We start from the raw sequence: 20,426 nt of genomic DNA on the forward strand, positions 1-20,426 counted from the left end.
GCGAAGCAATCCAGAGCCCCGCGCAGGGCGGCCTGGATTGCTTCGCTACGCTCGCAATGACGGCGGGGCTGCGCTGGCAACGACGACGGGATAGTGTTCGGTAAACGACAGCGGGAACCCTACCCCCGCGCCGCCACCGCATAGAGCGCGATCGCCGCCGCGTTGGACACGTTCAGGCTCTCCACCTTGGGCGAGATCGGCAGCTTCGCCAGCAGGTCGCAATGCGCCTCGGTGTTCTGGCGCATCCCCTCGCCCTCGGCGCCCAGCACGATGCAGATGCGCTGCGTGCCCATCGCCTCCGACAGCGTCTGGGTGGCGTGGCCGGTCAGGCCGATCCGCCAGAACCCGGCCTCCGCGATCTCCTCCAGCGCGCGCGCCAGATTGACGACGCGGATCCACGGCACCGTCTCCAGCGCGCCCGATGCGGCGCGCGCCACCGTGCCCGATTCGGGCGGCGCGTGCCGGTCCTGCGTCACGATGCCCAGCGCGTCGAACGCCGCCGCGGAGCGCAGGATCGCGCCGACATTGTGCGGGTCGGTCACCTGATCCAGCACCACCAGCGGCCGGCGATCGTCCTGCCCCAGATGCAGCAGGTCGCCCAGCCACATGTCCTCCAGCGGATCGACCTCCGCCACCACGCCCTGATGCGGCGCATCGGCGGGGACGAGGCGGCCGAGATCGGCGACATCGGCATAGGTCACCGGGATCACCGGCGGCACCTCCAGCAACGCCGCCGCCTCGCGCGTCAGCCACAGCTTGCGCACGGTGCGGTCGGGATTGGCGAGCGCCGCCGTCACCGCATGGCGACCCCACAGGCGGGGGCGGTTGGCGGTGCCGGTGGAAGGGCGGTGTCCGCGGCGGGCCATCAGTCGTTATCCTCAGGGTAGGCGAAGGGATCGGTGACCGCGGGCTGCGTGGGCAGCGGCGGCCGGGGTAGCGCCTTGTCGGCATCGGCGGCGGCGAGCAGCACGCCCGCCAGCACCGTCGATCCCTGTCGCATGTCCTGCGCCTTCAGGTGATCGAAGGTGTCGATCGCGCTATGATGGATACGGCTGCCATAGTCGAGCGGGTCCTGCACGAACTGGAACGCGGGCACGCCGATCGCCTGCATGAACACATGGTCGGTCCCGTCGGTCCGGCCCGCCACCACCGCATCCGCGCCCATCGACGCGAACGGCGCGAGCCACGACCGCAACGTCGATACCGTCGCCGGTCCGCCATTCTCGGCATACAGGCCGCGCAGCTTGCCCGATCCGTTGTCGATGTTGAAATAGGCGGTCAGGTCCCGGTACCCGGCCCGCGGCACGATCGGCCAGCGCTGACCATAGGTGTAATAGGCGGACAGCCCGGTCGGCATCGACTCGCCCGGCTTGCCGCGCGCGGCGAGGTGACGGTCGACATAGGCGATCGAGCCGAGCAGCCCCTGCTCCTCCCCCGCCCACAGCACGAAGCGGATCGTGCGACGCGGGCGCACCCCCGTCGCGGCCAGGATGCGCGCCGCCTCCATCACCATCGCGCTGCCCGCGCCATTGTCGGCGGCGCCATCGGCCGCCACCCAGCTGTCGAGATGCGCGCCAGCCATCACATAGCCCGCCTTGGGGTCGGTGCCCGGAATCTCGGCGATGACGTTGTACGCCTGCGCGTCGCCATCGTCGAAGCGCACGTCGCTGACGATCTCCAGCACGGGTGCGGGCCCCGTCTTGGCGAGGCGCGTCAGCCGGCGATAATCCTCGGCGGCGATCTGGACGGCGGGCAGTTTCGGCGTTTCGCCGGTGCCGAACAGATATCCCTCGCCGCTGACGAGCTTGCCGTCGCGATAGCTCATCGTCGCCTGCGCCACCGCGCCCTCGGCGGCGAGGAACGCGTCGCGCTTCGCCTCGAATTGCGCGTCGCGCAGTTCCTTCGCCTCGGCGGCGGGATCGTTGACGGGCTGTTCGTACCGGTCGAGCTTGGCGATGTCCTCCCCGCCCAGCCGGCGGAACGCGGGCGTCTCCGGATCGCGCGGCGGGGTCGGCTGGCTGACGAGCACGATCTTGCCGCGCAGCTTGCCGCGCCATGTCGCGAAGTCGCGCTCGGTCCGCAGGGGCGCGACGACGATCGGCGCGGTCAGTGGCGTCGGCCCGGTCGCGGGGGTCCAGGCGACCGGGATCGCGGTCAGCTGGATCGGGCGGGGCGACACCATCCGCACGCTCGACCGCTCGATCGACCAGCCGCGCCCGAACGGAAAGCCTTCCTTGTGGACGTTCTTCAGGCCCCAGGCGGCGAACCGGTCGCCGGTCCACGCCTCTGCCCGGCGCATGGCGGGTGAGTTGGTCAGGCGCGGGCCGATCTGGTCGGTCAGCACCTGCACGGTCGCCATGACCTCGCTGTGGTTCATCCCCTGGTCCACGATCCGCGCGATCGCGGCGTCGTGGCCGGCGGCGGCCTGCGCGGCGAGCGGCAGGGGAGCGAGCGGCCCGGCGACCATGACGGTCGCGGCAAACAGCGGATGACGACGCACTACCGGCTCCCTTTTGACGAATTTCCTGACTGGCCCGCCTGCTATGCGCCGCAAACCGTGCGTGCAAGCGTTGACACGGCCGATCAGCTTCGTCATGGAGCCGCCTCGCCGTTGGCGGCTCATCTGGACAGGTGGCCGAGTGGTTAAAGGCAGCAGACTGTAAATCTGCCCGTGCAAGCGTACGCTGGTTCGAATCCAGCCCTGTCCACCACCGCCCCGACCGGCGGTCATTTTCCAGGCACATCACCCGGCATCGGCGTTTCCCCGCGGGGCAAGACGCTGTATCGACAGCGATCGTCCTTCTCGATCGCAGGTGTCTTCCTATGTCCGTCCATTCCCGTGGAACCGCCTTCGACTGGGCCGACCCGCTTCGTCTCGATGCGCAACTGAGCGACGAGGAACGGATGATCCGCGATACCGCCGCCGCCTTCGCGCAAGACAAACTGCGCCCGCGCGTCGATCGCGCCTATCTCGACGAGCATACCGATCCGGCGATCTTCCGCGAGATGGGCGAGGCCGGGTTGCTCGGCGTCACGCTGCCCGCCGATTATGGCTGCGCGGATGCGGGCTATGTCGCCTACGGCCTCGTCGCGCGGGAGATCGAGCGGGTCGATTCCGGCTATCGTTCGATGATGTCGGTGCAGTCGAGCCTCGTAATGTTCCCGATCCACGCCTACGGCTCGGATGCGCAGCGCGACAAGTACCTGCCCGGTCTGGCGCGGGGCGAGCTGATCGGCTGTTTCGGCCTGACCGAGCCCGATGCCGGCTCCGACCCCGGCGGCATGCGGACGAAGGCGGTGAAGACCGCCGACGGCTATCGCCTGTCGGGCGCGAAGACGTGGATCTCCAACGCGCCGATCGCCGACGTGTTCGTCGTCTGGGCGAAGTCGGAGGCGCATGGCGGCAAGGTGCGCGGCTTCGTGCTGGAAAAGGGCATGGCGGGTCTGTCCGCGCCCAAGATCGACGGCAAACTGTCGCTGCGCGCCTCGGTGACGGGCGGGATCGTGATGGAGGATGTCGAGGTCGGCGAGGATGCGCTGCTGCCCGGCGTCGAGGGGATGAGCGGGCCGTTCGGCTGCCTCAACCGCGCGCGCTACGGCATCTCGTGGGGCGTGATGGGCGCGGCGGAGGATTGTTTCCACCGCGCGCGCCAATATGGCCTCGACCGGCATCAGTTCGGCCGGCCGCTGGCGGCGACGCAGCTGTTCCAGAAGAAGCTGGCGGATATGGAGACGGAGATCGCGCTGGGGTTGCAGGCGTCGCTGCGCGTCGGCCGGATGCTGGACGACGGCAGCTTCTCGCCCGACATGATCTCGCTCATCAAGCGCAACAATTGCGGCAAGGCGCTGGATATCGCCCGCACCTCGCGCGACATGCACGGCGGCAACGGCATCCAGATCGAATATGGCGTGATGCGGCATCTGGTGAATCTGGAGACGGTGAACACCTATGAAGGCACGCACGACGTTCATGCGCTGATCCTGGGTCGCGCGATCACGGGCCTGTCGGCCTTCGCATGACCGCGCCGCTTCGCGGGCTGCGGGTGATCGAGCTGGCCCGCATCCTCGCCGGCCCGTGGATCGGCCAGACGCTCGCCGATCTGGGCGCGGAGGTCATCAAGGTCGAGGCGCCGGAGGGTGACGATACGCGGCGATGGGGGCCGCCGTTCGTGACGCGCGATGCCCCCGGTCATGACGGCGATCACGATGGCGATGGCGGGCGGGAAACCGTCGCCGCCTATTTCCACGCCGCCAACCGGGGCAAGACATCGGTGACCTGCGACTTCGCCGATCCCGGCCAGCGCGACCGGTTGCTGGCGCTGATCGACACCGCCGACGTGCTGGTCGAAAATTTCCGGGTCGGCGCGCTGGCCCGGTTCGGGCTGGATTACGAAACGCTGGCGCGGCGCCACCCCCGCCTCGTCTATGCCTCGGTCACCGGCTTCGGGCAGACCGGGCCGCGCGCGCACCAGCCGGGCTATGATTTCCTGATCCAGGGCATGAGCGGGATCATGGACCTGACCGGCGATCCCGACGGCGAGCCGCAGAAAGTGGGGGTCGCGTGGATCGACATCATGACCGGGCTGTACGGCGTGATCGGCATCCAGGCGGCGCTGGCCGAGCGCGACCGGTCCGGGCGGGGGCAGCAGGTCGATCTGTCGCTGCTCGACACCGGGATCGGCGTGCTCGCCAATCAGGCGATGAACCATCTGGTCGGCGGCGCGACCCCGACCCGGCTGGGCAACGCGCACCCCAATATCGTGCCCTATCAGGTGTTCGCGGTGGCGGACGGCCATGTCATCATCGCCTGCGGCAACGACCGGCAGTTCATGGCGCTGTGCGCAGTGCTGGGGATGCCGTCGCTGGGGACCGATCCCGCCTATGCCGACAATGCCGGGCGCGTCGCGCATCGCGACACGCTGTGCGCCCGCCTCGGCACGGCCCTGCGTGGCTGGACGAAGGCGACGCTGATCGATGCGCTCGACCGGGCGGGGATACCCGGCGGCCCGATCAACTCGGTGGCGGAGGCGCTGGCCGATCCGCAGGTGGCAGCGCGGGCGATGATGATCGCGCCGGGCGGTGTTCCCGGCCTGCGCACCCCGATCGCCTTTTCGCGCAGCCGGCTCGATCTGGGTGATGGCGCACCCGATCTNCGCAGGCGGCGACGCGTCGCCGCGGTGGCGCCGACCCCGGCCGCACCGGCCCCGATCAGCAAGGCCAGCACCAGGACGAACGAGGTACCGGCCGCGGCACCGGCCGCCTTGTCGGTGGCGGACTTCGCGGTCGCGACCGTCTCGTTCTTGGTCTGGACGAAACGCTGCTTGGCGCGCGTCACCTGGGCCTGTGCCTCGGGACGGCTGATCTTGCGCTGGGCGGCGACGATGTCGACGATGCGGGCCTCGGCCTGCTGGCCATCGGTGCCGCCACGGGCGAGCGCGGGCAGTTCGGTCGCGATTTCCTTCTGCGCCTGTTCAGGCGTCATCTGCGCAGGATCGTTCGGCGCATCCGACAGATAGGCCGCGGCCTCGCTGCGCACGTCGGTTTCGTCGATCCCGGCGAGCGATGCCGCCTTGGGCGCCGCCGCGCCCACCGTGGTACCGGCCGCGCCGGCCACCGCGCCCACCGTGCGGAACGCGCCGCCGATGATACCGCCGACCGCCGAGGTCAGCAGGTACAGCGTCAGGATCAGCGTGACGCCCCACACGACCAGACCATGGACGAGCGCGTCGAACCGCTCATGCACCCCGGCGACGCGCGCGGCGGCATAACCGCCCGCCCCCAGCGCCACCACCGTGGTGATGAGCCAGTAGATGCCGGCGCCGATGCCGAACCCGGTGGCGCCGGGCGTCGTGCCCTCGACCGGATCGACCATGGTCAGGCCGATGCCGGCCCCCAGGATGCCCAGCACCAGCTGGACCGCGACGGCGATGACGACGCCGGCGAAGATCGCACCCCATGAGATGCGGGTCGCCGTCTTGCCGGGGTAAGCGGCATCGGCCGACGCAAGGCCGGTAGTAACGTGGGTCGTCATAATCACTCCTGTTGAAATCTGATGGTCGCCGCGGTCAGCGCCGCGGGGATTTCCCGGTCGTCGGGGCGTCATCCGCCCCGGACCCGTTCGATGGGGATTTCTGAACTCCGGCCCCCTCGACTCCAGCCTTGCGTTCGGCCGTGCCGCGATCGCGCGCGGCGTCGTCGCCGATCAGCTTGCCGATCGCCTCGTGGACCGAGCCTTTGGTCGCGCGGGTCGCCGCCGCCTTCGCCGCGGCATCGTCGCCTGTCCGTCGCGCCGTCATGCCACCGTCTCCTGAACCGGCTTCTCGATCGCGACGCCTTCGCCGTCGAAGCCGCGGGCGCGCGCCCACGCCACTGCGGCGATCCGGCGGTTGACGCCGATCTTGGCGTAGATGCGCGCGACGTGGTTGCGCACGGTATTGCCCGCGACATCCAGGGTGCGCGCGATCGTCTTGTCATCGCAGCCGCGGCAGATCAGCGCCAGCACGTCGCGTTCGCGCGCGGTCAGGTCGTCCAGCCCGGGGCCGTCGGGCGCCATCTGCGGCGCCCGCAGCCGGGCCAGCTTGTCCATGACGGTGCGGCTGAACCAGCTCGTATCCTTCATCACCGCCTCGATCGCCTCGACCAGCTCGACCTCGGTCGCCTTGCGCTGGGTGATGTCCTGAAACGCCCACAGCACGCAGGCATCGTCGCCCAGCCGGATCGCCTCGGTCGAGACGATGCAGTCGATCGCGGCGCCGTCCTTGCCGTGGATGCGCGCTTCGCGGCCGCGCAGATCGTGGCCGCCATCGATCGCCGCCTCGATCTGGCGACGCATCGCGTCGCTTTCCCACAACTCCACCTCGCCCAGCGGCCGGCCGATGATCTCGGTCGCGCTGTAGCCGGTCATCTGGGTGAAGCTGGCATTGACCTCGCACAGCAGGTGCCCGTCGCGCGCCCCGATCGCCATCGGCACCGGCGCCAGCTGGAACGTGCGGGTGAAGCGCTCCTCGCTATGGCGCAGCGCGCCCTCGGCCTTCCGGCGGGGTTCCAGATCGGCGAAGGTGAACAGCATGCAGGGCTGATCGTCCATGTCGATCGGCTGACCCGCGACGATCACCAGTCGGGTACCGCCGCCGGGCAGTTCCAGTTCCGCCTCCATCTGCGGGATCGTCCTGCCCTCGGCCAGGCGTGCCTTGGCCAGATCGCGGCGGTCCGCATCGCGCAGCACGTCGATGTCGTAGACGGTCTTGCACAACACCTGATCGCGCTGCCGCTCGGTCATGTCGAGGAAACCCTGATTGACCTTCACGAACCGGAGGTCGCTCAACCGGCAGATCACCGCGGGCGCGGGATTGGCGTTGAACGACTGTTCGAACCGGTCCTCCGCCTCGAACCGGGCGGACACGTCCTGAATGATCAGGACGAGGCACGCCGGCTCGCCATTGTCGGCATCGTTGAGGACGAGGCTGCGCACCTGATGGACCCAGCGTGGCGCATCCTCGCCCGCGACGGTCACCTCGACCACCACCTCGGAGAAGGAGTCCCCCGCGACGACGCGTTCGATCGGGTATTCGTCCGCCTCGACCCGGTGGTTGTTGCGGTAGCGCAACTGGAAGCGCGCCCGGTATTCGTCCACGGTCGCGCCCAGATCGGCGATGTCGCCGACGCCGTGCATGGCGAGCGCGGCATCGTTCGCCCAGAGCAAACTCTGGTCGGGATCGATCAGGATCACGCCCTCGTCCAGACCGGCGATGATCTGGCGCAGATGGCGCAGATCGGCGGTCTCGCGCAGGGATTTGAACAATGCCTCGGCCATGACGGATCAGTCGCGACGCCCGTGGACCAGCCAGGCGAGGCCGTATCCGACCAGCGCGGCGGCGGCGGCCCACAGCAGCGGCGTATCCTCCACGGTGCGCACGGCGGCCGTGCCACCCTTGCGGGCCGCATCGACGACCTTTTCGCCCGCCGCCGTCAGCCGCTCGCGCGCATCCTCGGCCAGGTACGGCGCGGTATCGATCGCGTCGTTCACGACCGAGCGGGCGCGGCCATAGCCATGTTGCGCGGCCCCGGCGACCTGATCGACGATGCCGTCGACCTTCCAGTCACGGCTGTCGACGGCGTCGCCGATCGACTTCTCGACCTTGCCGCCGACATAGCGGGCACCGCCCTGCAATTCGTCCTTGTTCATCGCTCTGTCCTTCATGTTGGGAATGGGAATGGGCCGCCGTTACGGCATGACACCGCAACCGGCCGCGGCCTTGCCGACCGCCAGCGGGATCGCCGGGTCCCTGAGTTCGCCGGCGACCCGCAGCAGATCGCCGACCGTCAGGACGCCGGGGCTGGTATCGTTCTTGCCGTAAGCCGCCGCGGCGCGCCCGAGCTGCCGGAGCTGGCCGAGCGAGAGATCGCCCTGCAAACGGGTGCCGACGCAATCGGCGCGCTGTTCGTCGAGGCCATAGCGCTGGAGACCGGTCGAAATCCGCGTCGCCGGTGCGGCACAGGCGACCAGCGTCAAGGCGCCGGCGATGGTGACGATGATGGTCTTCACGGCAATTCCTCTCGCGACCGCGTCCGCTGGTCGCGGCCGGTTCGGGCGTATCAACCACCCGGGAAGTTGCCCGTTCCTGGTATTTTAGCCGATCCGGCTAGTCTTGATGTACCACATCGATACGATCGGCCTGTGTCAGATAGAGTTTGCGCAGGCGCAGATGGATCGCACGGGCATCGGCATCCCGCGTCTGTCCGGCGAGCCGTTCGTGATCCCCCGCACGCTTGAGCAGATATTCATGCTCGTCCGGCCCGGTGCGGGGGGCGGGATCGGGATCATACTGGTCGGCCATGGCCGATCGCTACCATGCGGGCATGGCCAGCCATATCGTCCAGATGCACCAACGCCGTGGTACAAGCGCACCAGTGGCGGGGCAGCCATGTCGTGCCGCCGCGCCGGGGGCATCCACGCTCGACCGGGACGCGATTTTAGCAGACATTTAACCGTTCTTTGGCAGAGGCCGACGATAAAGGAGTGCCCAAGGTGCTGGTGGTGGAAACGGGGTTCGAGACGGTCGCGCTGCGCGATCTGGAGACGATGACCGTCGAGGAACGCGACGCCCTGCCGTTCGGGGTGGTCGGATTCGGCGCGGACACGATCGTCCAGACCTATAACGCGACGGAGGCACGGATGTCCGGGCTCGATCCGACGACGGTGGTCGGCGTCCCCTTCTTCGATGCCGTCGCGCAGTGCATGAACAACTTTCTGGTCGCGCAGCGGTTCGAGGACGAGGCGGATCTGGACGAGATCGTCCCCTATGTCCTGACCTTGCGGATGCGCCCGACCAAGGTGCGGCTGCGGCTGCTGGCGATCGCCGGCATGCCGCGCCGCTATATCCTGATCGAACGATGAGGCGGTCATGACCGACAAGTCGAGCGAGGAACAGCTACTCGAATTCCTCTATGCCTGTCCCGTCGGGCTGATCGAATGCGATGCCGCCGGCGATATCGGGATGATGAACCCCCATGCGATGCAGCACCTGCTGCCGCTGGCGGGGCCGCGCGATGCCGGCAACCTGTTCGCGGCGATGGAACGCCACGCCCCCGAACTGCGCAGCATCGTGGCCGCCCATGCCCCCGCCACCGGGCGCGTCTGCGATGGTCACCGCATCTTCGTCGACCTCGGCCCCGGTCGCAAGGCGGGGGCGCCCAAGGTGCTGGCGTGTACGATCGTGAAGCTGGGCGTCGATCGCCTGATGGTGACGCTGACGGATATCAGCCAGCAGGTGGTGCAGGAGGAACGGCTGCGTCAGGCGGATGCGTGGTTCGCGACCCTGCTCGACGGGATCAACGACTATGCCGCGCTGACGATCAGGACCGATGGCCGGATCGCCTCGGTCGATCCCTGCTTCACCCGGCAGACCGGCCACGACCATGCGGCGGTGATCGGTCGCGACCTCGCCGACATCCTGACCGCCGACACCGCCGGCGGCGACCTGCGGCTGGGCGAACAGCTGGAGATCGCCGCGCGCGACGGCTGGCACCTGCAGGAGGGGTGGCAGAGCCGCGCCGATGGCGGGCGCTACTGGTGCCAGCGGCTCGTCGTCGCGCGGTCGGAGGGGGACGATCCCGCCCCGTCCGGCTTCTCGGTGGTGCTGCGCGACGTTCCACGCCACGAAACCGCGGCGGCCGACCTGCGCCGCCTGCTGACCTGCGACCATCTGACCGGCGCGGCCAACCGTCGTCACTTCGCGCAGACGATGGAGCGCGAACAGGCGAACTGGCAGGAACTGCGGCAGTCGCTGTCGCTGATCGTCCTCGATCTCGATCACTTCAAGGCGGTGAACGACGTCCATGGCCACCCGGTCGGCGACGTGCTGCTCCGTCAGGTCGCCGAGACCTGTACCGCGCTGCTGCCGCCACGGGGCATCTTCGCCCGGCTGGGCGGCGAGGAATTCGGCGCGCTGCTGCCGCGCCACGACCATGCGCAGGCGATCGCGCTGGCCGAACAGATGCGCCAGGGGATCGCCGCGCTGGAGATCGCGACCCCGCACGGGCCGCTCAACGCCACCGCGAGCCTGGGCTGGGCCACGCTGGACGAGGCGGGCGGATCGATCGACGCACTGATCGCGCTGGCCGACAAGCGGCTCTACGCCGCCAAACATGCCGGCCGGAACCAGGTCTACCAGCCCGAGGCCCGCGCGGCGTGACGACTGCTGCCCCTTCCCGTACAGCGGTGCGCCGCATCGCCTGTGCCGTCGTCGCCGCCGAACTGCGCCGTCTGCGCGAGGATGGCGTCCTGCCGACACTGCCGGCGGACGGCTGGCCCGATGCGACACCGATCGGCGACGACGGGCTCGGCCTCGATTCGATGGAGCAACTGGGCGCGCTGGGGGCACTGGCGGAGGCGTTCGATCTCGACGACAGCCTGCTGGGTGGCGATCCGCCATGCCTGGTCGGCGGCTGGATCGACTGGATCATGCTGGGTCATGCCGCGGGCGACGGCCGGATGACGGTCCGCACGTCGGGATCGACCGGCAACCCGGCACCCTGCAACCACGCGATGGCCGACCTGCTGGACGAGGCGGCGTTCCTGGCGACGTGTTTCCCCGGCCGGCGACGCGTGGTGGCGCTGGTGCCCGCGCATCACCTGTACGGCATCATCTGGACGGCGCTGCTGCCGGCGGCGCTGGACGTGCCGGTCGTCGTGCGCACGGCCGGCACCTCGCGGGGCCTGACCGCCGGCGATCTGGTCGTCGCGGTGCCCGACCAGTGGCAGGCGATCCTGCGCCTGACCCGCCGGTTCCCGGACGATGTCGTCGGCGTCAGTTCGGCGGGGCCGCTTGGCGACGGACTGGCGGCGGCGTTGCCGGCGGCGGGGCTGGCCCGACTGCTCGACATCTACGGATCGTCGGAAACCAGCGGGATCGCACTGCGCGAACTGCCGACGACCGCCTATGATCTGCTGCCCCGCTGGCGGTTGCTGCCGCATGGCGACGAGGACTGGCGGCTCGGTGACCGTGACGGCGGGGTCCACGCCCTGCCCGACCAGATAGAACGCGTCGGCGACCGTGCCATCCGGCCGGTTCGCCGACGCGACGGCGCGGTGCAGGTCGCCGGTCACAATGTATGGCCCGACCGGGTCGCCGCGGTGCTGCGCGAGGTTGACGGCGTCGCCGACGCGGCGGTGCGACTGCACGGCAACGGCCGGTTGAAGGCGTTCGTCGTGCCGCACGACGATCACGATCCCGCCGGCCTGTCGTCGCGGATCGACCACGCCGTCGCCACCCGGCTGACCGAACCCGAACACCCCAAGAGCCTGCGCTTCGGCCCGGCCCTGCCGCGCAACGAGATGGGCAAGCTGAGAGACTGGGCATGATGCATTCCCCGATCACCGCGGCCGATGTCGCGCTCGCCAAACCCGTCACGATCGCGCCCGTCGGCATGGCGCCTTCCGGCATGGCGGAGGCGTGCCGGGGATGCCGCAGCGGTGCCCCGCTCAACATCGCGATCACGATGGCGTTCCAGCCGATCGTCGATATCGAAACCGGTGACGTCTTCGCCTACGAGGCGCTGGTGCGCGGGCTGGACGGTCGTTCCGCCGGCGAGGTGCTGGCCGGGGTCGCCCCGGACATGATCTACAAGTTCGATCAGGCGTGTCGGGTGAAGGCGATCGAGCTGGCCGGCGGCCTGTTCGATCCGGCGGGCGATACGAAGCTGTCGATCAACTTCATGCCGAATGCGGTGTACGAACCCAATGCCTGCATCCGCGCATCTCTGGCGGCGGCGCGGCGCGTGGGCTTCGATCCCGGCCGGCTGATGTTCGAATTCACCGAGAACGAACGGATGCGCGACGTGGCGCATGTCCAACGCATCCTGGCCGCCTATCGCACGCGCGGCTTCACCACCGCGATCGACGATGTCGGGGCGGGCTATGCCGGACTGGGGCTGCTCGCCGACCTGCAACCCGATATGCTGAAGCTCGACATGGCGCTGATCCGGGGGATCGATGCCTCCGCCGCGCGTCGCACCATCGTGTCCGGCATGGTCCGGATCGCGGAGGGACTGGGCATCCGGTGCATCGCCGAGGGGATCGAGACGGCGGCGGAATTGCGCACCCTGACGGCGATCGGCATCCGCCTGTGCCAGGGATATGCGCTGGCCCGCCCCGCGACCGCAGCGCTGCCGCCGATCACCCTGCCCCTGTCCGATGATCGCTGACGCGCGGGCTCAGCCGATCGCGGCGGCCAGCGTCGCGATCCACTGCGCGGTGAACGACCGCGAGGCGGGGGCCTGCGGCGCGACGCCATCGAACGCATGGAAGGCGGCGGGCACGACCCGCAGGTCCACCGCCACGCCCGCCGCCGTCAGCGCGGCGGCATAGGCAAGGTCCTCGTCCAGGAACAGGTCGAGCGTGCCGACGCCGATGAACGCGGGCGGCAGCCCCGCCAGATCGCGTCGACGCGCCGGCACCGCTGCGACCGGGACCCGCGCCCCACCCGCCGGCATCCCGAGCAGCGACGACCAGCCGAACCGGTTGGACGCGGCGGTCCAGATGAATTGCCCCGTGCCCGGCCGCGCCGATCGGCTGCTGCCCGTCCGGTCGTCCAGCATGGGATAGATCAGTATCTGGCACGCGGGCCTCACGGCGCTGCGGTCGCGCGCAGCGAAGGCCAGCATCGCGGCATGCCCGCCCCCCGCGCTCGCCCCGCCGATCGCGATCCGGGCGGGATCGACGCCCAGCGTGTCGGCATGGTCGTGGACCCAGCACAGCGCCGCCAGATTGTCGTCGAGCGCGGCCGGGAACACCGCCTCCGGTGCCAGCCGGTAATCGACCGACACGACCAGCCAGCCATGCTCGCGCGCGGCGACGCGCAGATCGACGGGAATGCCCGCCGCCCCTGCGATGTAGCCGCCGCCATGCATCCACACCACCGCCCCGCGCCCCTGCCGCCGCCGGCCGGGGTCGCCATCGAACTGGACGGTGCGCACCGCCGGCCGGCCGGGCAGGCCGGGGATCGTGCGCGGCACCGGCGCGGCGACGGGCACCGCCGGCGGCGCGGCGGGATGCGCATGACGCGCGGCGGGGCGATGGCGGAACCGGTCGAGATTGGCGGCGGATACCGTCATGTCGTCGACCAGCAACAGGTCGTCGATCATCGCCGGGTCGACACCCGCCAGGTCGACGCGCGACCATCCGCCCGCGCCCCATGCCGGCCCGGCCACCATGCCGATGGCGGCCCCCGCCAGAAAGACGCGGCGATCCAGCGCCGTACGGCCGCCGGGTCGATCATTGTCGGGCATGTCCATCCTCCGTCACGGCCGTCACCAAACCACACGCATCGCCCGCGCCGTCCGGCCTGTCCACCATCGCCGAACGACGATCGCGGTTGACGTTCGCGGCCGCAGCAATGATCGTATGCCCGCAGGGGGCCGGGGCCATTGCGAATCGTGATCATCGACGACAGCGGACTGCGCGCGACGGTGCTTGAAGAGGGACTGCGTGAGGCGGGGTATGACGATATCCAGATCGTCGCGCCGCAGGGGGCGTTCGTCGCCCGGCTGGAACGGATGGCGCCCGACGTGGTGCTGATGGACCTGGGCAATCCCAGCCGCGACACGCTGGAGGAGATGCTGGTGGTCAGCCGCGCGCTCGCCAAGCCGATCGCGATGTTCGTCGACCGGTCCGACGACGTGATGATCGGCGCGGCGATCGATGCCGGGGTGTCCGCCTATGTCGTCGACGGGCTGCGCAAGGAACGCGTGAAGCCGATCCTCGATCTTGCGATCCGGCGTTTCAACGCCTTCGCGCGGATGCAGGCGGAACTGGACGAGGCGAAGACCGCGCTGGCCGACCGGCGCACCATCGACAAGGCGAAGACGATCCTGATGAGCAGCCGCAACCTGTCGGAACCCGACGCCTATTCGCTGCTGCGCACGACCGCGATGAATCAGGGCCGCCGTATCGTCGACGTGGCGGAGGCGCTCATCACCGCCAGCAGCCTGCTGGGGCCGTCGTCGTGACGCCATTGTCGATCGCCTTCCTGCCGCTGACCGACAGCGCGGTGCTGGTCGCCGCGCGTGAAAAGGGCTTCGCAGCCGACCATGATATCGCGCTGGCGTTGGTGCGTGCGGAAAGCTGGGCCACGGTGCGGGACCGGCTGGTGTTCGGGCAGGTGCAGGCCGCGCAGATGCTGGCGCCGCTGGCGCTGGCGGTCACGCTGGGGCTGAGCCAGCATCCCGCCGCGATCGCCGCGCCGTTCAAGCTCAACGTCAACGGCAACGCGCTGGTCATGTCACCGACCTTCGCCGCCGCGCTCGACCCCGATGTCATGGCGCGGGCCGGCGATCCGGTGGCGACGGCGCATGATTTCGCGACCGCGATCGGGCTGTACCGGCGCAAACCGGTGATCGGCGTGGTCCACCGCTTCTCCAGCCATGCGCTGATGCTGCGCTACTGGCTCGACTTCGCCGGGGTCGATCCGGATCGCGACGTGACGCTGCGCGTCCTGTCGCCGTCGCTGATGGTCGCGGCGATGCGATCGGGCGAGATCGACGGCTTCATCGCGGGCGAACCATGGGGCAGCGCGGCGATCGCGGCGGGGCTGGCTGAACTGGTCACGCTCGGCTCGCGCATCTGGCAGCGCGGCGTGGAAAAGGTACTGGCCTTCCGCGAGGACTGGCTGGCGGCGAATCCCGACACCGTCGATCGCCTGATCCTCGCGCTGTCGCGGGCGGCGGCCTGGTGCGACGATCCCGCCCATCATGCCGAACTGGCCGATCTGCTGGCGCGCGACACGTATCTCGGCCAGCCGGCCGAGCTGATCCTGCCCGCGCTGGCCGGGCAGATGGTGCCGCGACAGGGTGATCCGGCGCTGCATGCGCCGGATGCGATGATCTTCCACCGCGAGGCGGCCGGTTTCCCGTGGCGCAGCCAGGCGCTGTGGATCTACTCGCAGTTCGTCCGGTGGGGCTGGATCGAGGCCGGCCCGGACACCGAACGCCGCGCCGCCGATGTCTTCCGCTCCGATATCTATCGGCGCGCGCTGGCGGGAACGGGCGAGCCGATGCCCGGCGCCAGCATGAAGGTGGAGGGATCGATCGGCGTATCGCTGCCGGTCGGCTCCTCGAAGGGCAGCCTGACGCTTGGCCCCGATCGTTTCTTCGATGGCGCGGTGTTCGATCCATCTGACATCGCGGGATATCTTGCCGCGACCGGCGAAAACTCCCCCGGACTCTGATTTTTCGCACTTGCGAAGAACGCCGAACTAGGTCAGCTTCGGTCCAACGCGCGAGGATGCGCGTCCAGCGGGGAACGCGCCAGCGTCGGCGTCGCACCCCTCCACACAGATCAGCAAAGCCGCTGTCCGCTCGCCCGCACCCGCTGGCGATGGACGGCGGCTTTTTGCTTGGGCTCACCCATATTTCATGGAGGATTCCGATGGCGACTGCCTATTGGAAAGACACGGACGACGCGGACAAGACGGTTGCCGCCGGCTTCTGGAACAGCGGCCACAAGCCGACCCTGATCGCCGCCTTCCTGTATTTCGATCTCGCCTTCATGGTGTGGGTCGTGCTCGGCCCGCTCGCGCCCGCGATCGCGACGTCGCTGGCGCTGACCCCGGCCGAAAAGGGCTTCATGGTCGCGACGCCCACCCTGGCGGGGGCGATCCTGCGCGTCGTCAACGGCCTGCTGGTTGACCGGATCGGGCCGAAGCGGTCGGGCGCGATCAGCCAGATCATCGTGATCGCCGGACTGCTGTCTGCCTATCTCCTGGGCGTCGACAGCTTCGGCGCCACGATCGCACTCGGCGTCATCCTGGGCTTCGCGGGCGCCAGTTTCGCGATCGCGTTGCCGCTGGCCAGCCGGTGGTATCCGCCCGAACATCAGGGCAAGGCGATGGGCGTCGCCGGCATGGGCAATTCCGGCACGGTGTTCGCCGCGCTGTTCGCGCCGGTGCTCGCCAAGATGTTCGGCTGGAACGCGGTGCTGGGCCTCGCCGGTATCCCGCTGTCGATCGTCTTCGTCCTCTACATGGTGATGGCGAAGGACGCACCCGGCCAGCCCGCGCCCAAGTCGTTCGGCGCCTATCTGGAACCGCTGCGCACCGCCGATGCGTGGTGGCTGATGGCCTTTTACAGCGTGACGTTCGGCGGGTTCGTCGGCCTCGCCGCCAGCCTGCCGATCTATTTCACCGACCGGTTCGGGCTGTCGCCGATCACCGCCGGCTATTGCACGGCGGCGTGCGTGTTCGCCGGGTCGCTGGTGCGGCCGATGGGCGGCGCGCTGGCGGATGCGATCGGCGGGTGCAAGGCGCTGGGCTTCGTGTTCGTCGCGGCGGCGGTGGCGCTGGCGGGCGTCAGCATGGCGACGACGGTGGCCGCCGCGCTGGCGCTGTTCGTGGCGGCGATGCTGGCCCTGGGCGTCGGCAACGGCGCGGTCTTCCAGCTGGTGCCGCAGCGTTTCGCGAAGGAGATCGGGGTGATGACCGGGCTGGTCGGGTTCGCGGGCGGCATCGGCGGCTTCTACCTCGCCTCGTCGCTGGGCATCGCCAAGCAGATGACCGGCAGCTTCTCGTCCGGGTTCCTGATCTTCGCCGCGCTGTCGGCGCTGGCCTTTGTCGGGCTGACGATGGTCAAGGGCAAATGGCGCGCTTCCTGGGGCGCGGCCGAGGGTGTGCGGATCTAGTTTTCGATCCCTCGCCGCAAGGCATCGCGAAGCCATCCGGAATGCCGCCCCTGCGGCATCCGGATGGCTTCGCCTCGCTGGTCGTGACCGATCGGGCGACGCGCGACCGCATTTGCCGCACCCGCGAAAAACATCTTGCCGGCCACCGGCACATCACGCATATTCATCGGGCTCGGGCGACGCTGCTCCGGGCTCTACAGCCGGACCCGCTCGATGATGAGGGGGAACGGCGCATCGCCCGATCGGGGATCATCCCGGATCGTTCACGATGATGGCAAGGCCGCCATGCAGGCGCTGGGTTTCCCCAGCGTCCGCATGGCGGCCTTTTTCGTTTCGGAGCGCGAAGAATGGACTTTCATGATCTCGGCAATATGGCGACCCCGGAGGCGGCCCCCGTCCCGTCCGCCGTGCGGAGCGACCGCCGGCTGGTGGTGATCGGCAACGGCATGGCCGGGTGCCGCGCGGTGGAGGAACTGCTGGCGCGCGAACCCGGCCGCTACCGGGTGACGATCTTCGGTGCCGAACCGCATGTGAACTACAACCGCATCATGCTGTCGCCGGTGCTGGCGGGCGAGAAGACGTTCGACGAGATCGTCATCAACGACGCCGCCTGGTACGCCGATCACGATATCGAACTGATCGCCGGCGACCCGGTCGACCATATCGATCGCGCCGCCCGCACCGTCACCGCGCGGTCGGGCCGCACGGTCGGCTACGACAAGCTGCTGATCGCCACCGGTTCCGATCCCGTCATCATCCCCGTGCCCGGCCACGACCTGCCCGGCGTCATCACCTTCCGCGACATGAAGGATGTCGATCACATGCTGGTCGCCGCCGGGCGTGGCGGCGATGCGGTGGTGATCGGCGGCGGCCTGCTGGGGCTGGAGGCGGCACACGGCCTCACCCTGCGCGGCATGAAGGTGACGGTGATCCACCTCGCCGCCACGCTGATGGAGCGCCAGCTGGACGAGGCCGCGGGCTGGCTGCTGAAATCCGCGCTGGAGGCACGCGGGCAGACGGTGCTGACCGGCGCGAACACCGCCGAGATCGTCGGCACCGACCGGGTCGAGGCGGTCAGGCTGGCCGACGGCACCGTGATCCCCGCCAGCCTGGTCGTCATGGCGGTCGGCATCCGCCCCGCGGTCGCCCTCGCCCGCGCGGCGGGACTGGCGGTCGGCCGGGGTATCCAGGTCGACGATCACATGGTCACCTCCGACGCGGACGTGCTGGCGGTGGGCGAATGCGTCGAGCATGACGGCATGGTCTACGGCCTCGTCGCACCGCTGTGGGACATGTGCCGCGCGCTGGCGGACGGGCTGGTGGAACGGCACACCGGCTATCGCGGCTCCGTCACTTCCACCAAGCTGAAGGTCGCCGGGCTGGACGTGTTCTCGGCGGGCGACTTCAGCGGCGGCGAGGGTGCGGAGGATATCGTGCTGCGCGATGCGGCGCGCGGCATCTACAAGCGCCTCGTCGTCCGCGACGACCGCATCGTCGGCGCGGTGCTGTACGGCGACACCGCCGATGGCGGCTGGTATTTCGACCTGCTGAAGAAGCGGGAGGACATCGCCGACATCCGCGAGATGCTGATCTTCGGTCAGGCCTATGCCTCCGGAGGGGGGCAGACGGACCCTAAGGCGGCCGTTGCGGCGCTCTCGGACGATGCCGAGATCTGCGGCTGCAACGGCGTGACCAAGGGCAAGGTCGTCTGCTCGATCGTGGACGGCGCGACCAGCCTCGATGCGGTGCGCTCCACCTGCAAGGCGTCGGCGTCATGCGGATCGTGCACCGGTCTGGTTGAACAGCTGCTGTCGCTCACGCTCGGCGCCGATTACGGCGGCGAGCGTACGGTGAAGACGATGTGCACATGCACCAGCTTCGGCCATGACGACGTCCGCCGCGAGATCGTGGCACAGGACATGCGCTCGATCCCGGAGGTGATGCAGAAACTCCACTGGTCGACCCCGGACGGCTGCTCGTCCTGCCGCCCCGCGCTCAACTATTACCTGCTGTGCGCGCTGCCCGGCGTCTATGTCGACGACCAGCAGAGCCGGTTCGTCAACGAACGGATGCACGCCAACATCCAGAAGGACGGCACCTATTCGGTGGTGCCGCGGATGTGGGGCGGGCTGACCAACCCGCGCGAGTTGCGCGCGATCGCCGATGTGGTCGACAAGTTCAACGCGCCGATGGTCAAGGTCACCGGCGGCCAGCGGCTCGACATCTTCGGCATCAAGAAGGAGGATCTGCCCGCCGTCTGGGCCGATCTGAACGCGGCCGGCATGGTTTCCGGCCACGCCTATGGCAAATCGCTGCGCACCGTGAAGACCTGTGTCGGATCGGACTGGTGCCGGTTCGGCACGCAGGATTCGACCGGCCTCGGCGTCCAGATCGAACAGATGACCTGGGGATCGTGGATGCCGCACAAGTTCAAGATCGCGGTATCGGGCTGCCCCCGCAACTGTGCGGAGGCGACGATCAAGGATTTCGGCGTGGTCTGCGTCGATTCGGGCTACGAACTGCATGTCGGCGGCAATGGCGGCATCAAGGTCCGCGCCACCGATTTCCTGTGCAAGGTCGCCACCGAGCAGGAGGCGAAGGATTACTGCGCCGCCTTCACCCAGCTTTATCGTGAGGAGGCACGCTATCTGGAACGCACCGCGCCGTGGGTCGAGCGGATCGGCCTCGATTACATCAAGTCACGGATCGTCGACGATCCCGCGGGCCGGCAGGCGCTGACCGAACGGTTCCTGTTCTCGCAGCAGTTCATGCAGGACGATCCCTGGGCGGCGCGGGCGGCGGGGGCCGACCGCGAACAGCATGCCCCCCTCGCCGCCTTCGGCCCCGCACCCGGTGCCGCCCCCGGTCCTGCCATGATGGAGAACGCATGATGCCCGCCGACTGGATCGATATCGGCGCGGTCGCCGACATTCCCCTGCGCGGCGCGCGCACCGTGACGATCGCGGGGGGCGACGACATCGGCGTCTTCCGCACCGGCGACGACCGGGTGTTCGCGCTGGTCAACCGCTGCCCGCACAAGCACGGCCCGCTCAGCCAGGGCATCGTCCACGGCCATGCGGTGTCCTGCCCCCTGCACAACTGGCGCATCTCGCTGGCGACGGGCGAGGCGCTGGGCGAGGACAAGGGCTGCGTGCCGACCGTGCCGGTCGAGGTGCGGGACGGCCGCGTGCTGATCCCGCGCGCCGCGACCGTCCCCGCCACCGCCACCGCCCCCGTGGCGCGGGCGGCCTGA

The 20,426-nt window shown here is 69.4% G+C and carries 20 protein-coding genes and 1 tRNA gene; 13 read left to right on the plus strand and 8 right to left on the minus strand.

Features of this window, described 5'->3' with window-relative positions:
* Positions 1–119 precede the first annotated feature (119 nt).
* Together rlmB and IFT82_RS09995 are read right to left on the minus strand one after the other, a co-directional pair.
* Positions 120–866: a 23S rRNA (guanosine(2251)-2'-O)-methyltransferase RlmB gene (rlmB, locus tag IFT82_RS09990; protein WP_192126256.1), complete on the minus strand. Its 747-nt coding sequence runs from the start codon at positions 864–866 to the stop codon at positions 120–122.
* Positions 866–2,467 carry a M20/M25/M40 family metallo-hydrolase gene (locus IFT82_RS09995; protein WP_192126395.1) on the minus strand — a complete coding sequence of 534 codons (1,602 nt, stop codon included), beginning with the start codon at positions 2,465–2,467 and terminating at the stop codon, positions 866–868. Before IFT82_RS09995 ends, rlmB begins: the two co-directional genes overlap by 1 nt.
* A gap of 158 nt (positions 2,468–2,625) precedes the next feature.
* Between IFT82_RS09995 and IFT82_RS10000 the strand changes: the two genes are divergently transcribed.
* From IFT82_RS10000 to IFT82_RS10010, 3 genes are all read left to right on the plus strand, one after another.
* Positions 2,626–2,711: transfer RNA gene (locus IFT82_RS10000), tRNA-Tyr, on the plus strand.
* A gap of 112 nt (positions 2,712–2,823) precedes the next feature.
* The gene (locus tag IFT82_RS10005; protein ID WP_192126258.1) at positions 2,824–4,020 is read left to right on the plus strand and encodes an acyl-CoA dehydrogenase; all 1,197 of its coding nucleotides are present in this window, start codon (positions 2,824–2,826) and stop codon (positions 4,018–4,020) included.
* On the plus strand, positions 4,017–5,152 hold a 1,136-nt coding region (locus IFT82_RS10010), incomplete at its 3' end, for a CaiB/BaiF CoA transferase family protein (protein ID WP_207105774.1). The genes IFT82_RS10005 and IFT82_RS10010, both read left to right, overlap by 4 nt.
* Before the next feature lie 913 nt (positions 5,153–6,065).
* Here IFT82_RS10010 and IFT82_RS10020 read toward each other — a convergent pair.
* The 5 genes from IFT82_RS10020 to IFT82_RS10040 form a co-directional block, all read right to left on the minus strand.
* Positions 6,066–6,296, minus strand: a complete 231-nt coding sequence (locus tag IFT82_RS10020) for a CsbD family protein (RefSeq protein WP_192126436.1) — start codon at positions 6,294–6,296, stop codon at positions 6,066–6,068.
* Complete coding sequence (locus IFT82_RS10025) at positions 6,293–7,813, minus strand: helix-turn-helix transcriptional regulator (RefSeq protein ID WP_192126264.1); 1,521 nt, start codon at positions 7,811–7,813, stop codon at positions 6,293–6,295. Before IFT82_RS10025 ends, IFT82_RS10020 begins: the two co-directional genes overlap by 4 nt.
* Positions 7,814–7,819: 6 nt before the next feature.
* Positions 7,820–8,185 (minus strand): CsbD family protein, encoded by a 366-nt coding sequence (locus IFT82_RS10030; protein ID WP_192126265.1) that lies wholly within the window; start codon positions 8,183–8,185, stop codon positions 7,820–7,822.
* Between the two features lie 39 nt (positions 8,186–8,224).
* Positions 8,225–8,545: a hypothetical protein gene (locus IFT82_RS10035; protein WP_342355087.1), complete on the minus strand. Its 321-nt coding sequence runs from the start codon at positions 8,543–8,545 to the stop codon at positions 8,225–8,227.
* Between the two features lie 97 nt (positions 8,546–8,642).
* Entirely contained in the window at positions 8,643–8,837 is a 195-nt protein-coding gene (locus tag IFT82_RS10040) for a hypothetical protein (RefSeq protein WP_192126267.1), read from the minus strand.
* A 191-nt stretch (positions 8,838–9,028) separates the two neighbouring features.
* Here IFT82_RS10040 and IFT82_RS10045 point away from each other — a divergent pair, with 191 nt between their 5' ends.
* The 4 genes from IFT82_RS10045 to IFT82_RS10060 are packed head-to-tail and all read left to right on the plus strand — an operon-like array spanning position 9,029 to position 12,705.
* The gene (locus IFT82_RS10045; protein WP_342355088.1) at positions 9,029–9,397 is read left to right on the plus strand and encodes a phosphonate transporter; all 369 of its coding nucleotides are present in this window, start codon (positions 9,029–9,031) and stop codon (positions 9,395–9,397) included.
* A gap of 7 nt (positions 9,398–9,404) precedes the next feature.
* The gene (locus IFT82_RS10050; protein ID WP_192126269.1) at positions 9,405–10,694 is read left to right on the plus strand and encodes a sensor domain-containing diguanylate cyclase; all 1,290 of its coding nucleotides are present in this window, start codon (positions 9,405–9,407) and stop codon (positions 10,692–10,694) included.
* Positions 10,691–11,863, plus strand: a complete 1,173-nt coding sequence (locus tag IFT82_RS10055) for an AMP-binding protein (RefSeq protein ID WP_192126271.1) — start codon at positions 10,691–10,693, stop codon at positions 11,861–11,863. Before IFT82_RS10050 ends, IFT82_RS10055 begins: the two co-directional genes overlap by 4 nt.
* Entirely contained in the window at positions 11,860–12,705 is an 846-nt protein-coding gene (locus IFT82_RS10060) for an EAL domain-containing protein (RefSeq protein WP_446740957.1), read from the plus strand. The genes IFT82_RS10055 and IFT82_RS10060 overlap by 4 nt, the downstream gene beginning before the upstream one ends.
* A 9-nt stretch (positions 12,706–12,714) precedes the next feature.
* On the opposite strand, the gene IFT82_RS10065 is transcribed toward IFT82_RS10060, so the two are convergent.
* Entirely contained in the window at positions 12,715–13,788 is a 1,074-nt protein-coding gene (locus IFT82_RS10065) for an alpha/beta hydrolase fold domain-containing protein (protein WP_199860423.1), read from the minus strand.
* A gap of 138 nt (positions 13,789–13,926) precedes the next feature.
* Here IFT82_RS10065 and IFT82_RS10070 point away from each other — a divergent pair, with 138 nt between their 5' ends.
* The 6 genes from IFT82_RS10070 (at position 13,927) to nirD (ending at position 20,426) form a co-directional block, all read left to right on the plus strand.
* On the plus strand, positions 13,927–14,508 hold the full coding sequence (locus IFT82_RS10070) for an ANTAR domain-containing response regulator (RefSeq protein ID WP_192126273.1): 582 nt from the start codon (positions 13,927–13,929) through the stop codon (positions 14,506–14,508).
* The gene (locus tag IFT82_RS10075) at positions 14,505–15,725 is read left to right on the plus strand and encodes an ABC transporter substrate-binding protein (protein WP_192126275.1); all 1,221 of its coding nucleotides are present in this window, start codon (positions 14,505–14,507) and stop codon (positions 15,723–15,725) included. The genes IFT82_RS10070 and IFT82_RS10075 overlap by 4 nt, the downstream gene beginning before the upstream one ends.
* A 200-nt stretch (positions 15,726–15,925) precedes the next feature.
* A complete protein-coding gene (locus tag IFT82_RS10080; protein ID WP_192126277.1) occupies positions 15,926–17,173 on the plus strand; it encodes a nitrate/nitrite transporter in 1,248 nt (415 codons plus the stop codon).
* Positions 17,174–17,214: 41 nt separating this feature from the next.
* Positions 17,215–17,445 carry a hypothetical protein gene (locus IFT82_RS10085; protein WP_207105775.1) on the plus strand — a complete coding sequence of 77 codons (231 nt, stop codon included), beginning with the start codon at positions 17,215–17,217 and terminating at the stop codon, positions 17,443–17,445.
* 99 nt (positions 17,446–17,544) lie between these two features.
* Positions 17,545–20,064: a nitrite reductase large subunit NirB gene (gene nirB, locus IFT82_RS10090; protein WP_244646665.1), complete on the plus strand. Its 2,520-nt coding sequence runs from the start codon at positions 17,545–17,547 to the stop codon at positions 20,062–20,064.
* Positions 20,064–20,426 (plus strand): nitrite reductase small subunit NirD, encoded by a 363-nt coding sequence (gene nirD, locus IFT82_RS10095; RefSeq protein ID WP_192126405.1) that lies wholly within the window; start codon positions 20,064–20,066, stop codon positions 20,424–20,426. Before nirB ends, nirD begins: the two co-directional genes overlap by 1 nt.

Origin of the sequence: Sphingomonas sp. CFBP 8760 (assembly GCF_014841615.1) — a bacterium.
Classification (GTDB): domain Bacteria; phylum Pseudomonadota; class Alphaproteobacteria; order Sphingomonadales; family Sphingomonadaceae; genus Sphingomonas.